Origin of the sequence: Blastococcus sp. TBT05-19 (genome assembly GCF_003319095.1) — a bacterium.
Lineage (GTDB): Bacteria > Actinomycetota > Actinomycetes > Mycobacteriales > Geodermatophilaceae > Blastococcus.
The window spans coordinates 390,284-401,799 of the sequence record NZ_QOHI01000004.1 but is presented as its reverse complement, the minus strand read 5'-3'; the positions used below and the strand labels follow the sequence as shown (position 1 = coordinate 401,799).

At 74.3% G+C, this 11,516-nt stretch carries 13 protein-coding genes and 1 riboswitch; of the genes, 9 read left to right on the top strand and 4 right to left on the bottom strand.

All coding sequences use genetic code 11. From position 1 onward, the window contains the following. Positions 1 to 151 precede the first annotated feature (151 nt). The 3 genes from DQ244_RS13345 (at position 152) to DQ244_RS13335 (ending at position 2,421) form a co-directional block, all read left to right on the top strand. Positions 152 to 886 carry a hypothetical protein gene (locus DQ244_RS13345; protein ID WP_147251524.1) on the top strand — a complete coding sequence of 245 codons (735 nt, stop codon included), beginning with the start codon at positions 152 to 154 and terminating at the stop codon, positions 884 to 886. Positions 887 to 935: 49 nt separating this feature from the next. Beyond that, positions 936 to 1,430 (top strand): universal stress protein, encoded by a 495-nt coding sequence (locus tag DQ244_RS13340; protein ID WP_113811951.1) that lies wholly within the window; start codon positions 936 to 938, stop codon positions 1,428 to 1,430. A gap of 70 nt (positions 1,431 to 1,500) precedes the next feature. Further along, positions 1,501 to 2,421, top strand: a complete 921-nt coding sequence (locus DQ244_RS13335; protein ID WP_113811950.1) for an SMP-30/gluconolactonase/LRE family protein — start codon at positions 1,501 to 1,503, stop codon at positions 2,419 to 2,421. A gap of 1 nt (position 2,422) precedes the next feature. On the opposite strand, the gene DQ244_RS13330 is transcribed toward DQ244_RS13335, so the two are convergent. Then, complete coding sequence (locus tag DQ244_RS13330) at positions 2,423 to 3,076, bottom strand: TetR/AcrR family transcriptional regulator (RefSeq protein WP_113811949.1); 654 nt, start codon at positions 3,074 to 3,076, stop codon at positions 2,423 to 2,425. A 163-nt stretch (positions 3,077 to 3,239) separates the two neighbouring features. Between DQ244_RS13330 and DQ244_RS13325 the strand changes: the two genes are divergently transcribed. From DQ244_RS13325 to DQ244_RS13305, 5 genes are all read left to right on the top strand, one after another. Next, on the top strand, positions 3,240 to 4,724 hold the full coding sequence (locus tag DQ244_RS13325; protein ID WP_113811948.1) for an NAD(P)/FAD-dependent oxidoreductase: 1,485 nt from the start codon (positions 3,240 to 3,242) through the stop codon (positions 4,722 to 4,724). After that, the gene (locus DQ244_RS13320) at positions 4,724 to 5,572 is read left to right on the top strand and encodes an SDR family oxidoreductase (protein ID WP_113812046.1); all 849 of its coding nucleotides are present in this window, start codon (positions 4,724 to 4,726) and stop codon (positions 5,570 to 5,572) included. Before DQ244_RS13325 ends, DQ244_RS13320 begins: the two co-directional genes overlap by 1 nt. 4 nt (positions 5,573 to 5,576) lie before the next feature. Further along, positions 5,577 to 6,230: a methyltransferase gene (locus tag DQ244_RS13315; RefSeq protein ID WP_113811947.1), complete on the top strand. Its 654-nt coding sequence runs from the start codon at positions 5,577 to 5,579 to the stop codon at positions 6,228 to 6,230. A 112-nt stretch (positions 6,231 to 6,342) separates the two neighbouring features. Further along, positions 6,343 to 6,500, top strand: a riboswitch (cyclic di-AMP (ydaO/yuaA leader). Between the two features lie 196 nt (positions 6,501 to 6,696). Further along, a complete protein-coding gene (locus tag DQ244_RS13310) occupies positions 6,697 to 7,470 on the top strand; it encodes a transglycosylase SLT domain-containing protein (RefSeq protein ID WP_113811946.1) in 774 nt (257 codons plus the stop codon). Positions 7,471 to 7,549: 79 nt separating this feature from the next. Then, the gene (locus DQ244_RS13305; protein ID WP_113811945.1) at positions 7,550 to 8,278 is read left to right on the top strand and encodes a DUF72 domain-containing protein; all 729 of its coding nucleotides are present in this window, start codon (positions 7,550 to 7,552) and stop codon (positions 8,276 to 8,278) included. A 4-nt stretch (positions 8,279 to 8,282) separates the two neighbouring features. On the opposite strand, the gene DQ244_RS13300 is transcribed toward DQ244_RS13305, so the two are convergent. Beyond that, positions 8,283 to 9,461: a glycoside hydrolase family 3 N-terminal domain-containing protein gene (locus tag DQ244_RS13300; protein WP_113811944.1), complete on the bottom strand. Its 1,179-nt coding sequence runs from the start codon at positions 9,459 to 9,461 to the stop codon at positions 8,283 to 8,285. A 146-nt stretch (positions 9,462 to 9,607) separates the two neighbouring features. Between DQ244_RS13300 and DQ244_RS13295 the strand changes: the two genes are divergently transcribed. After that, the gene (locus DQ244_RS13295; protein ID WP_113811943.1) at positions 9,608 to 10,009 is read left to right on the top strand and encodes a hypothetical protein; all 402 of its coding nucleotides are present in this window, start codon (positions 9,608 to 9,610) and stop codon (positions 10,007 to 10,009) included. Here DQ244_RS13295 and DQ244_RS13290 read toward each other — a convergent pair. Further along, positions 10,003 to 10,449, bottom strand: coding sequence for a hypothetical protein (locus DQ244_RS13290; protein WP_113811942.1), 447 nt, complete (start codon positions 10,447 to 10,449; stop codon positions 10,003 to 10,005). The two genes, DQ244_RS13295 and DQ244_RS13290, sit on opposite strands and share 7 nt — an antisense overlap. A 195-nt stretch (positions 10,450 to 10,644) precedes the next feature. Continuing rightward, positions 10,645 to 11,505: an MEDS domain-containing protein gene (locus DQ244_RS13285; RefSeq protein ID WP_147251523.1), complete on the bottom strand. Its 861-nt coding sequence runs from the start codon at positions 11,503 to 11,505 to the stop codon at positions 10,645 to 10,647. Between the last annotated feature and the right edge of the window lie 11 nt (positions 11,506 to 11,516).

Below are 11,516 nucleotides of genomic sequence, written 5' to 3'. Positions count from 1 at the left end.
CGTGGCGCCACAAGCCCTCCGGCGTGGCATGTCACGGCCTTGTCACGGCGGCTCACGCGGAGTGCGGCGTCTGGCAGATTCGGGAGCACCAGACTTCCCAGGGGGGCGCATGCGGTCGGTCCGACGTGTCGAGTTCGCCGACAACCGTGTCGTGGACGGAGAGGCGTCGCCGGAGGGCCCGCCGCGGCCCGGTGGAGCACTGGAGACCCTGCTCGACCACCGGCCGGCCTTCCGCGGTTCGGTCCGGGGCTACGACCGCCTCGAGGTGGACAACTACGTCGCCTGGGCCGAGGGCGAGATCGCCGCGGCGCAGCGCGAGCGCGAGCACCTGCTCGATCGCGTCGTCGCCGGCGCCACCGAGCTGGAGGTGATGCGGCGGCAGCTCCAGGAGCGCCCGCAGGCCCAGCCGGTGTTCAGCGACCGGGTGAACGCGATCCTGCGGCTCGCCGAGGACCAGGCCGCCCAGGTCGTGGCCGCCGCCGACGCCGAGGCGGCGCGCCTGCTCGCCGACGCGCGCCTGGAGGCCGACGCCCGGCTGCGCAAGGCCCACGAGATCAAGGAGCGGGCCGCCGACATCGCCGACCAGCTGCGGGCGGACGCCCAGCGGGACCGGGCCCAGGCCGCCGCGATGCTGGCCCAGGCCCGTGCCGGGGCCGAGCTGATCCTGCAGGAGGCGGCCGAGGAGCGGGAGCGGCTCGCTGCCGAGGCCGTGGCCGAGCGGGCACGGCTCACCGCGGAGCTGGCCGACCTGCACCGCCAGCACGACGACGCCCGGGATGCGCTCCGCGGGCTCGCCGCCCGGCTGGGAGAGGCCCTCCGCGCCGTCGGCGTCTCCGAGGACGAGCTCGCCCTGGCCGGCGGACCGGCAGGACCGGTTCCCGCCTGAGGTCTCCGGTGGCAGTCTGGCCCCACCAACCGGGTACGAGGAGGTCGGCGTGGACGAGGTGAGCGAGGCCGTACGGGTCGACGGCGGGATCGTCGTGGGGCACGACGGGTCCACCTGCGCCCAGGAGGCGCTGCAGTGGGCGGGCCGGCTGGCGGCTCGGGCCGGGCTGGACCTGCACGTCGTGCGCGGCTGGTCCATGACGACGGCGCCCCGTCCCGCCTCCTGGGAGCACGGCTACGTGCCACCGCTGGCGGACTGGGAGACGGCGGTGCGCGACGAGCTCACCGCGCACGTGGCGGCGGCCGGGCTGGACCCAGCTGTCCGCGTCACCCCGCACGTGGTGCACCGCTCACCGGTGCCGGCGCTGCTGGGCGCGGCCGAGGGGGCCGATCTGCTCGTCGTCGGTGCGCGGGGGAGGGGTGGGTTCGCAGGCCTCCTGCTCGGATCGGTCGGCGACCAGCTGGTCCACCACGCGCCGTGCCCGGTGACGGTGGTGCGCAGCGGCCACGGCGGGCACGCCTTCGCGGCGGAAGCACCCCGTTGATCCGCTGGGGCGGTCGGGCACACTGCCGCTGATCCGCGGGCAGCCCGTGGGCCGGAGCGGGAGGAACGGCGTGCGCGACTTCAGCGGGACCACGGTGGTGGCGGTCGGCGACGGGCCGGAGGACGTCCTCGTCGACGGCGCCGGGCGCGTGTACACCGGGCTGGCCGACGGCCGCATCGTGCGCGTGGCGGGTCTGCACGGTCCCGTGGAGACCGTCGCCCGCGTTCCGGGACGGCCGCTCGGCGTGGAGTTCCTCGGCGAGGGCGAGCTGCTCGTGTGCTCCTCCGAGGGGGGCCTGCTCGCCGTCTCCCTGGCCGACGGCGGTGTGCGCAGCCTGGTCGAGCGGGTCGGTGGCCGACCGCTCGAGGCGGTCAACAACGCCGCGGTGGCCGCCGACGGCACGATCTACTTCTCCGACTCCTCGCAGCGCTTCCGCATCCCGCAGTGGCGCGCGGACCTGGTGCAGCGGACGGCCACCGGCCGGCTGTTCCGGCGGGCGCCCGACGGCAGCGTCACCGAGCTGCTCGGCGGTCTGGAGTTCGCCAACGGGGTGGCTCTCGCGCCGGACGAGTCATGGGTCGCCGTCGCCGAGACCGGCGCCTCGCGGGTGCGCCGGGTCTGGTTGACGGGGGAGCGGGCCGGCGAGGCCGAGGTGTTCGTCGACGACCTGCCCGGTCACCCCGACAACATCGCCCTGGGGTCCGACGGGCTGGTCTGGATCACCCTGCCCAGTCCGCGGGTGGCCTCGCTGGCGGCGATCCACCGGCTGCCCGCGCTGCTGCGGGTGCTGATCAGCAAGCTGCCGCCCAGCCTGCTGCCCAGCCCCGGCCGGACGCTCGGCGTGCTCGCGGTCGACGCCGACGGCCGGCTCGTGCACCGGTTCAGCGGGGAGATCCCCGGCTTCGAGATGCTGACCGGGGTGCGCGAGGCGCAGGGCCGGCTGTGGTTCGGCAGCCTCACGGGCAGCACGCTGGCCACCCTCGAGATCTGAGTCAGACGCCGTCGACGGCGCCGTAGACCGCCGACAGCCACACGCCCAGCAGCACGTCGACGACGTCGGCCTCCGCGACCGAGGGCCCGTCGCCGGTGAAGGTGGCGTAGAGGACCCGCTCGTTCATCGAGGTGAGCGCGATCGCCAGGTCCCGCGCGGGCAGTCCCGGAGGGGCCGCCCCGCGGGCGCGCTCGCCCTCGATGGCGTCGGCGCACTGCTGCACCCACCGCTCGAAGACCGAGGACCAGAGGGCTCTGACCTCGGCGTTGCTCGACCGCGCCTCGGCCCACGCCACGGTGAGGGCGCGGTGGACGCGGAACGTCTCGTAGTAGGCGGCGATCGCCCGCTGCCAGCCCTCGCGGGCGCTGGCCGCCGGGGCGCCGAAGACCTCCCGCATCGCGGTGTCGGCCTCGGCGACGACCCGGTCGAGCAGGGAGAGCAGGACGGCGTCCTTGGACGAGAAGTAGAAGTAGAAGGTCGGGCGGGAGATGCCGGCGCCGCGTGCGAGGTCGTCGACGGAGATGGCGGCCAGGGAGCGCTCGGAGAGCAGGCGCTCGGCCGTGGCGAGGATGGCCAGCTCGCGGTCGTCGCCGGAGGGCCGGACGGGCCGCCGGCCGCGTCCGGTGCTGGATCCCTCACGCGGTGCAGCCGACACAGCACGGCAGGATAGCCGCTGCTCCCGCGTAACTCGACACCGTGTTGACTCGTTCGACAAGGCGTCGATAGCGTCGTCGGCGCAGATTCTTCCGACAACGGTCCTGCGACAGCGACGATCAAGCCCCGGCCGCGGCCGGACGAGCGAAGCGTGGAGAGCGCACATGACGAGCGAGCACCTGGACGTCCTGGTCGTCGGGGCCGGGCTCTCCGGCATCGGGGCGGCCTGCCACCTGGAGACCGAGCGGCCCGGCTCCAGCTACGCCGTGCTGGAGTCCCGCGCCGCGATGGGCGGCACGTGGGACCTCTTCCGCTACCCGGGCATCCGGTCGGACTCGGACATGTTCACCCTCGGCTACTCGTTCCGGCCGTGGAAGGAGTCCAAGGCCATCGCCGACGGCGCCGACATCCGCCGCTACATCGAGGACACCGCCCGTGAGTACGGCGTCACCCAGAAGATCCGCTACCACCACAAGGTGGTCTCGGCGGACTGGTCGAGCGCGGACAGCCGCTGGGCGGTGACCGTCGAGCGCACCGACACCGGCGAGACCGTCACGCTCACCTGCTCCTGGCTGCACACCTGCTCCGGCTACTACAGCTACGAGAAGGGCTTCAGCCCGAGCTTCGAGGGCGAGGAGCGCTTCACCGGCCAGGTGATCCACCCGCAGCACTGGCCCGAGGACCTCGACCTCTCGGGCAAGGAGGTCGTCGTGATCGGCAGCGGCGCCACCGCCGTCACCCTGGTGCCCAACCTCGCCGACCAGGCCGCGAAGGTCACCATGCTGCAGCGGACGCCGAGCTACATCCTCTCGCTGCCGGGGCGCGACCCGCTGGCGAAGGCGCTGAAGAAGCGGCTGCCCGACAGGCTCACCTATCCGATCGTCCGGTGGAAGAACGTGCTGGCCTCCACCGCGCTCTACCAGCTCAGCCGCCGCCGGCCGGCCCTGGTGCGCAGGCTGATCCGCCGGCTCACCCTCAAGCAGCTGCCCGGCTTCGACGTCGACACGCACTTCAACCCGCCGTACAACCCGTGGGACCAGCGGCTGTGTCTCGTCCCCGACGGCGACCTGTTCCGCACCCTGCGCAAGGGCAAGGCCGACATGGTCACCGACCGGATCGCGCACTTCACCGAGACCGGGATCCAGCTGGAGTCGGGCCGGCACCTCGAGGCCGACGTCGTGATCACTGCGACCGGGCTCAACCTGCTGCCGGTGGGCGGGATGACGCTGTCGCTGGACGGGAAGCGGGTCGACCTGTCCGAGACCGTGTCCTACAAGGGGATGATGCTCTCCGGCGTCCCCAACTTCACGATGGTCATCGGGTACACGAACGCCTCCTGGACGCTCAAGGCCGACCTGGTCAACCGGTACGTGTGCCGGCTGCTCGACCACCTCGACGACCAGGGCTACGTGACCGCCACCCCGGTCGCGCCGCCGGAGGGCGCCGACGCGCCGTTCCTCGACCTGGCGTCCGGTTACGTGCAGCGCAGCCTGGACGGGTTGCCCAAGCAGGGCGGCCGCACCCCGTGGCGGCTGCACCAGAACTACATCCTCGACGTGCGGATGATGAAGCGCGGCTCGCTCGAGGACGAGGGCATGACCTTCCAGAAGCAGCCCGTGGCCGCCGGCACGCAGAAGTCGGTCGCGTGATGCGCGACTACTCCTTCGCGGGTGGGACGGCGGTCGTCACCGGTGCCGCGAGCGGCATCGGTGAGGCCCTGGCGCTCGACCTGGCCCGACGGGACAGTCACCTGGTCCTCGTCGACCGGGACGCCGAGCGGCTGGAGGGCGTGGCGGGGCGGATCCGCGCCGAGCGCCCTGGTCTGCGCGTGGTCACGCACGTCGTGGACCTCGCCGACGACAAGGCCACCGCGGTGCTCGCCGAGACGCTGGTCGCCGAGCACCCGGAGACCACGCTGCTGGTGAACAACGCCGGCGTCGCGCTCGGTGGGCGGCTCGACCAGGTCAGCCTCGAGGACTTCGACTGGGTCATGGCCATCAACTTCTCCGCCGTCGTCCGGCTCACCTACGCGATGCTGCCGGTGCTGAAGGCGCACCCGGGGGCGCACGTCGTCAACGTGTCCAGCGTCTTCGGCATCTTCGCGCCGGCGGGCCAGGTGGCCTACGCGGCCAGCAAGTTCGCCGTGCGCGGCTTCAGCGAGTCGCTGCGGCACGAGCTCGCCGAGGACGGCGTCGGCCTCACCGTGGTGCACCCCGGCGGGATCAGGACCCGCATCGCCGAGACCGCCCGCACCGGCGCCGGCGTCTCCGCCGAGGAGTACGAGCAGGGGCGCAAGCAGTTCTCGCGCATGCTCCGCATCCCGCCGGAGAAGGCCGCCGCGCAGATCGTCGCGGCCGTCGAGAAGCGCCGTCCGCGGCTGCTCATCGGCGCCAGCGCGAAGGTGCCCGACGTGCTCGTGCGGCTGATGCCGGGGCGGTACTGGCGGCTGGTCGGCAGGGTCGCCGGTCCGCCGCGCAGGTCACGCACCGCAGACTGACCCGGTGCCCGACGTCCCTCCCGAGTTCATCCGCGCCCACACCCGCCCGGTCCGCCCGGAGCTGGTGCCCGAGGTCGAGCTGCTGATCGCCGCCGACGTCGTCGCCCTGTGGGAGGCGATGGAGACCGAGCAGGGGCGCACGTCCACCGATCCGCCGTTCTGGGCTGCGGCCTGGCCCGGCGGCCAGGCGCTGGCCCGCTACGTGCTCGACCACCCCGAGCTCGTGGCGGGCCGGTCGGTGCTCGACCTCGGTGCGGGCAGCGGTCTGGTCGCCGTCGCGGCGGTGCAGGCCGGCGCGTCCTCGGTGCTGGCCAGCGACGTCGACCCGTTCGCCCTGGCCGCGATCGGGGTCAACGCCGAGCGCAACGGGACCCCGGGCATCACGCCGACGGGCGACGTCCTCGGCGGCGAGCCGCCGGACGTCGCGGTGATCCTGGCCGGCGACGTCTGCTACGACCGCGAGATGACCGACCGGGTGCTGCCGTTCCTGGAGGCGGCCCGGGCGCGGGGCGCGGAGGTCCTGATCGGCGACCCCGGCCGGATCTACCTGCCGGAGGACCGGCTGAGCGCGCTCGCCACCTACGAGGTGCCCGACACCGAGCCGTCCCCCACCCACCCGACAACTATCCGCCGCACGACGGTGTGGCGGCTGCCCTGACCGCGACTCGTCTCACACCCCGGTAGTTCGGCCCAGGGGATTGTCACGAACGCGTAACGCTGGTTACCGTGGCTGAGCCCGGCCGGTCACCCACTCCCTCCCCGGGGAGGTCCGCCGGGCGCCGCCGAATCGCCCGCTGCTCGTCGAGCCGCAGGTGAACCGGGGACCCACCGCAGTACTGGGGTGAATCCTGCGCCGCACCGGCGCGGGTAGGGCTACTTCTGCGCCCGAATCCGTCAGCTAACTCGGTAGGCGGCTCACAGAAGAAACGGAGCACCGCCGCATGGCGAGCCTGCGGGCCCACCTTGCACGGACCAGCAGCCGGTACGGAGCCTCGCGCGCGCCTTCCCCGCGCTGAGAGCCCGGGCCTCCCGCCCGACACCCGCTGCCACCCGACCACGTCGCAGCCGTCCGCCGCCGAACACCTGCGGACCGCCGCACCCTGCACCTGGAGCAGTTCCTCCCCATGAACCTTCGTCTCACCCGTGCCGCACGCCCGTCGACCGGCGATCGCAGCGCCGCCCTGCGCGCCCGGCGTCCCGCGCTCCTGCTGTCGGTGGCCGCCGCCGGTGCCCTTCTGGTCAACGTGGTCACCGCCGGCGAGCCCGCCGCCCAGGCCGAGCCGGAGCTGGCCTCGGTCAGCGTCGCCGAGCAGCTGGGCATCACCGAGCAGGCGCCGCACGAGGAGTCCGCGGTCGCCGCCGTCGACTCCCTCGGCGTGCTGGCCGCCAGCCGCAGCGAGCGGCAGGCGCAGCAGGACGCCGCCGTGCAGGCGCAGGCCGCCGCCGACCAGGCCGAGCTCGACCGTCGTGCCGCCGAGGAGGCCGCCCGCCTGGCCGCCGAGCAGGAGGCCGCGCGCGTCGCCGCCGAGGCCGAGGCCGCCCGGGCCGCCGAGGCCGCTGCCGCGTCGGCCCGCCCGGGCCGCGGCACCAGCGCCGCCGTCGCCCCCGCCGGCTCCTACCAGGACTACGCGATGGGCAAGCTCGGGGGCAGCGGCTCGGAGTTCAGCTGCCTGGAGAAGCTGTGGGGCAAGGAGAGCGGCTGGAACCCCAACGCGCAGAACCCCTCGAGCACCGCCTACGGCATCGCCCAGTTCCTCGACTCGACCTGGGCCGGGACGGGCATCGCCAAGACCTCTGACGGCTACCGGCAGATCGACGCGGGCCTGATCTACATCGAGAACCGCTTCGGCTCGCCCTGCGGCGCCTGGGCGCACTCGCAGTCCAAGGGCTGGTACTGACGAAGGACCCCGCTGCCCCCCACCGCTCGCGCGCTCGCGGCGGGTCCCTGCAGCGGGGCCGTTCCAGTTCGTCACCTGGGTGACGGTCCACATCGGGACGTCGGGGTGGAGCTACGACCACTGGGACGACGTCCTCTACCCGGCGGGCACGCCGCCGCGTGACCGGCTGGCGCACTACGTCCGGCGGTTCGGGACCGTCGAGCTCAACGCCAGCTTCTACCGGTGGCCGCGCGACGCCAGCTTCGCGGGCTGGCGCCGGCGGCTGCCGCCGGGGTTCCAGCTCTCGGTGAAGGCGCCCCGGGGCCTGACGCACGCGAAGAAGCTCTACGCCCCCGAGGCGTGGATCGGGCGGATGACGTCGGCCTGGCACGAGCTCGGCGACCGGCGGGCGGTCCTGCTGCTGCAGCTGCACCCCGCGCACCAGCGCGACGACGCCCGGCTGGCCTACGTGCTCGAGCGGCTGCCGGGGTGGATGCGGGTGGCGGTGGAGTTCCGGCACCCGAGCTGGCACGACGACGCCGTGCAGGCTCTGCTGGAGCGGCACGGCGCCGCGTACACCGTCATGAGCGGGGCCGGGCTGCCGTGCGTGCTGCGGGCCACCGCGCCTTTCGTCTACGTGCGCATGCACGGTCCCGACCACGAGCACCTCTACGCCGGCTCGTACTCCGACGACGACCTGCGCTGGTGGGCCGACCGGGTGGGGGAGTGGCGGGCCGACGGGCGGGAGGTCTTCGTCTACTTCAACAACGACGGGTACGGCCACGCCGTGCGGAACGCCGACCGGCTGCGCGAGCTCACCGGCGGCTGAGGGCCTAACCGAGCAGGCCGGCCCGCTCCTTGGCCGCGAGGGTGGTGCGGACGGCGCCGTCGACGAGCTCGGCGAACGCCGGGTCCTGCTCCGCCCGCGCGGCGACCGCGTCGATCATCTCGGGCACCGGGCCGCCGTCGACGGTGAGCACGAGGGTGCCGCCGGCCTCGATGAACCGCACCGCCCGCTCGCCCGGGGGGATGCCCTCGACGGCGTCGGCGTTCGCCAGGTCGTCGGAGATGACGACGCCGTCGAAGCCGAGCTGCTCGCGGAGCAGCCCGGTCACCACGGGCCGCGAGAAGGCGGCCTGGTTCTCCGGGTCGATCAGCGGGTAGACGGCGCTGGACATCATCACGAACGGCTCGGCGGACGTGCGCCCGAGCGCGTCGGAGTACGCGGCCACCTGCTCGTCGGCGGGGCCCACGCCCGGGTCGACCACGCTCGCGCTGGTGTCGGTGTTGCCCTGCACCCGGCCCAGGCCCGGGAAGTGCTTCAGCGTCGGGACGACGCCGTGCGCGGCCAGCCCGTCGGCGATCGCGGCCACGTCGGCGGCGACGTCGGCGCCGGTGCTGCCGTAGTGGCGCTCGACGGCGCCGATCGGCTCGTTCCCCGCCTCGGCGCCCGCGGGGACGACGTCGGCCACCGGTGCGAGGTTCACGTTCAGCCCGGCGGCGTTCATGGACGCGCCCATCCGGTCGCCCAGCGCCCGCAGCTCGGGATCGGGGAGCCGCCCCTGCACCACGGCGGTGGGGAGCAGCTCGAAGTCCGGCCCCTTGAAGGTCTGCACCAGGCCGCCCTCCTGGTCGGCGGCCACCCACAGCCCGGGGCCGGGGGCCTCCTCCTGCCAGGCGCTCGTGCGGGACGCCAGCTCCTCGGCCGTCGCGGTGGTCCGGCCGTGCAGGAAGACGCCTCCCACGCCGGTCCGGACGATCTCGCCCCCGCTGCCGAGGTCGTCGAGGGGGACGCCGGCCACGAACAGCTGGGCCACGCGCTCGCGGGGCTCCAGCTCCTCCAGCACGGCGCCGACTCGGTCATCCGGCGCGGGCGCGGCCGAGGACGACGGCGACGACGGCTCGGTTCCCGGCGAGGCGGCCGTCCGGGTCTCGGTGGTGCCGCAGGCGGTCAGCACGACGGCCAGCGTCGCCGCGGCGACGGCGGGCAGCAGGGGACCGCGGTTGCGCACGCTTCTCCCGGGGTCGGTCGGAGGGGGACGCTCTCCATGGTCCCGTGCGCGGTCCCGCAGTGCGAGCCCGCCCCGGCGCCCGACGGGTCGCCCGACGGCAGCCGCGTTGCCTAAGGTCAGGGCACTGACCCGAGCCGAGGAGAACGATGACCGAGCCCGACGACGCCGACCGCTCCGTGCCGCCTCCCGGGCTCGTCGGCCGGTCGATCGACGAGTTCGTGAACCAGCTCCGCGGGTTCACCGACCGGGCGCGCACCCTCGCGGGCAGCGCCACGGCCCGCTTGCCCCTGCCGGCGCTGCCGAGCCCGCCCGGTGCGCTGTCGGCCGCCCAGGTGCGTGCGATCGCCGAGATGGTCGGCGCCCAGCGCAGCTCGATGGCCGCGATGCGCGCCCAGTTGGACGCCTTCGACCAGCAGCTCGAGGTGCTCGAGCGGATCCTCGACCCGCTCGTGGAGTGGAGCTCGACCTGGGCCCGGCTCGAAGAAGCAGTCGGCGACTTCGTCCGGCACGGGGAGCGCCGGTCCGAGCGGCCCGACCCGGCTCAGTAGCCGTCGTCCTCCTCGTCGTCCCGCGGCCGGCGGGGCGGACGCCGGAGCAGCCCGGTCACCGAGCCGACGCGGGTCTGCGCCTGCCGGAGCCCGGCGATCAGCGGCACCAGGTCGTCCTGGATGTGGCGGAGCGTGTCGGGCACGGTCTCCACGACCGGGTCGTCGAGCACCCGGCCCACCCGCTCGAGGCCCGGCTTCAGGGCACGCAGCGGCTCCTCCAGGTCGTCCACCAACGTCTCCAGGCGCACGGCCGTGCGCTGGACCGACGCGATCGTCTCGGAGGCCGAGTTGACCAGCTCGGTGAGCTGCCGCACGGTGCCGTTCAGGTCCGACAGCGTGCGGGGGAGCTGCGCGAGCGCCTCCGTCTGGGTCTGCAGCAGAGCGAGCAGCTCGCCGAACCCGGGGATGCGGGGCAGGCCGAGGCCGCGGAAGGGGTCCACGTGATCACCGTCCGCGCCTGCCGACGCACACGCAACCCGGCCACCCGACCGGGGGCGATCCAGCGGCCGTGTTCTCGACCGCTGGATCTCGGCCCCCGGGCCGCCGGCGACCCGGAGGGGCCGTGGCGGAGGGATGCCCAGTGCAGCCGCGTCGCACGCCTGCGGGCACCAGGTGGGTCAGGAGGAGGGTCGCCGTCAGGCGGTCGAGGGGAAGGACACGGACGCCCACTCGTCCAGGCCCAGGAGCTGCCAGGTGCGTCGCAGCAGGGCCGGGGCGTTCCACAGCTCCACCGGCTCCCCGTCGTCGGCCAGCGCGCGCGCCCACGCGGCGATCGCCCGGTACGCGGCCACGTCGGCGAACCGCAGGTCGGTCAGGTCCAGGGCGGGCGCGCCGGACTCGACGGGGGAGGAGCGGAGCGCCCGGACGAGGCGCTCGGCGCCGAGGGTGTCGACGTCGCCGGCCAGCACCAGCCGACGTCCGTCGAAGAACAGCCGGAACGGGACGGCGTCGTCAGCGGTCGTGTGCACCAGCGGGTGCACGGAGGTGACGTCCGCGAGCGCGGCCTCCGGGAGATCCGCCCGGTAGCCGCACAGCGCGGACATGCCCGGGCCGTTGGCGATGAACTCGTCGGCGACGTGCTCCCAGCGGACCAGCTCGTCGTGGTGGACGGGGTCGCCCGCCAGGGCGGTGACGTCGGCGAGCACCCGCAGGCCGGTGTACCCGTCGGTCAGCGCCCGGCGCGTGGCGGCGTCGTAGAAGGCCCGCTGGCGCTCGGTGCTGAACCCGCCGGCGGCCTCGTACGCCTCGGTGAGCGTCAGCACCTCCAACGTCCCCGCGGCGATCAGCGCGGCGGCTCCGCCGAGGGCTCCGGGGTCCCGGCGCAGGCCCTCGGCCATCCGGTCGCCGACGCAGAGCAGGCGTTCGCCCTGCGCCAGGCCACCGGCGAGGAACTCCATGCCGACGGCATGGAGCTCGGCGTCGTCCCGGTAGATCCAGCACACGTGGTCGTGCGCCGTCGACGTCGGGACCTCGCTGACCATTCCGTGACCGCGCACGTACTCACCGT

Excerpts from the sequence above, each read along its gene's own strand:
- DQ244_RS13325 (WP_113811948.1), top strand. The coding sequence starts at position 3,240 with ATGACGAGCGAGCACCTGGACGTCCTGGTCGTCGGGGCCGGGCTCTCC.
- DQ244_RS13320 (WP_113812046.1), top strand. The coding sequence starts at position 4,724 with ATGCGCGACTACTCCTTCGCGGGTGGGACGGCGGTCGTCACCGGTGCC.
- DQ244_RS13310 (WP_113811946.1), top strand. The coding sequence starts at position 6,697 with ATGAACCTTCGTCTCACCCGTGCCGCACGCCCGTCGACCGGCGATCGC.
- DQ244_RS13295 (WP_113811943.1), top strand. The coding sequence starts at position 9,608 with ATGACCGAGCCCGACGACGCCGACCGCTCCGTGCCGCCTCCCGGGCTC.